At 42.7% G+C, this 1,821-nt stretch carries 2 protein-coding genes; both read left to right on the forward strand.

From position 1 onward, the window contains the following. Positions 1-106: 106 nt before the first annotated feature. Positions 107-631: a shikimate kinase AroK gene (aroK, locus tag A3757_RS15360; RefSeq protein ID WP_082865394.1), complete on the forward strand. Its 525-nt coding sequence runs from the start codon at positions 107-109 to the stop codon at positions 629-631. A 4-nt stretch (positions 632-635) separates the two neighbouring features. After that, a complete protein-coding gene (aroB, locus tag A3757_RS15365; RefSeq protein WP_068506598.1) occupies positions 636-1,712 on the forward strand; it encodes a 3-dehydroquinate synthase in 1,077 nt (358 codons plus the stop codon). Positions 1,713-1,821: the final 109 nt, after the last annotated feature.

Genomic DNA, 1,821 nt, shown 5'->3' on the forward strand with positions numbered 1-1,821 from the left:
TCTTATTGAGCTTAGGTAAAAGGCTGCAGATTGCGGCCTTTTTTCTTTTTAAAATAAACAGGTTAATCTTTACTGACATATTGATTGGCCGGCATAAGATCGAAATATGAGTATAGCTAAACCGTTGATTGTTTTTGTGGGCCCAATGGGGGCAGGAAAAACAACCATAGGAAAAATTTTAGCCAAAGAGCTGAACTTTGACTTTTATGATTCCGATAAAGAGATAGAGCGGCGAACCGGGGCAAACATTCCGTGGATTTTTGATGTCGAGGGCGAAGCAGGCTTCCGGGATAGAGAGAGCCAGGCAATAAAAGATTTGTCAGCACTTAAAAACGTCGTCTTGGCAACAGGTGGTGGTGCGATGATGCGCCCCGAGAACAGAGAGTGTGTGAACAACACTGCTTTTGTAGTGTATTTGAATACCTCAGTCGAGCAGCAGTACAAAAGAACTCACAAAGATAAGAATCGTCCTTTGTTGCAGGGAGACAAAGATGCTCGTCAGGTCTTGAGTGATTTGTATGCGACCAGAGATCCAATTTATCGAGAAGTTGCTGACTATGTAATTGATACAGACAAAAAGTCTATGAAAGGTATTGTTAAAGATATAATCAGCGCGATAGAAAAAGAGTGAATAAATGATTGAGTTAAAAGTAGATTTGGGTGAACGTGATTACCCAATTTTTATTGGCGAAGGCTTATTGAGTAATCCATCTCTCTATCAGCCCTACATTGCCGGCAAAAAAGTAATGCTGGTGACAAATGAGACAGTCGGGCCTTTGTATGAGCAGCAAGTTAGACAGGCATTGTCTGGCTATGAGGTTGATAGCGTGGTCTTGCCTGACGGAGAGCAATATAAGAATTGGCAAACCTTAAACCTGATTTTTGATGCGCTACTAGAGAAGGCTCATTCCAGGAAGACGACTATCGTTGCGCTGGGGGGCGGTGTAATTGGAGATATGGCAGGTTTTGCTGCATCAGCTTATCAGCGTGGCGTAGATTTTATTCAGGTGCCCACGACGCTTCTTTCGCAAGTAGATTCATCTGTAGGTGGAAAAACTGCAATCAACCATCCTTTAGGTAAAAACATGATAGGTGCTTTTTACCAGCCTAAAGCCGTTATCATTGATATTTTGACCTTGCAAACTCTGGCTTCAAAGGAAGTTTCAGCGGGCCTGGCGGAGGTGATCAAATATGGTTTGATCCGTAAGCCAGAGTTCTTTGACTGGTTGGAGGCTAATGTTGAGGCCTTAAGGTCCTTGGACTCTGATGCTTTAACCTACGCGATTAAAGAATCTTGTTCTTGTAAAGCGGAAGTTGTTGAACTAGATGAGAAAGAGGGTGGGCTTAGAGCAATATTAAATCTAGGGCACACATTTGGCCATGCGATTGAGACTTATGAAGGTTATGGCTCTTGGCTTCATGGTGAGGCGGTTGCAGCGGGAACAGTTATGGCAGCAGAATTGTCGAGAATGGAAGGCTGGATTAGTGATGAAGATGTTTCTCGAATTTCAAATATATTGCTTGCTGCTAACTTGCCAATTGAAGGGCCGGAAGGCATGTTGGCTTCAGAATATGAACGACTAATGTCTGTGGACAAAAAGGTAATGGATGGAACGCTCCGTCTTGTGCTTTTGAAGTCGATTGGTGAAGCTGTTGTGACAGCAGACTTTGGCGCTGATTCTCTGGCAAATGTTTTGGGTGGCAAAGCTTAATTAGAAGCAATTACTTGGTTCGATTAATTTTGTAGGTGAGTCGATAAGTCTGATATGAGTGTGACAAAAAATAATAATGTTTTGAGTGAGCAGCTCATTTCGCACTTTA

This window comes from Oleiphilus sp. HI0117 (genome assembly GCF_001635235.1).

Excerpts from the sequence above, each read along its gene's own strand:
- aroK (WP_082865394.1), top strand. The coding sequence starts at position 107 with ATGAGTATAGCTAAACCGTTGATTGTTTTTGTGGGCCCAATGGGGGCA.
- aroB (WP_068506598.1), top strand. The coding sequence starts at position 636 with ATGATTGAGTTAAAAGTAGATTTGGGTGAACGTGATTACCCAATTTTT.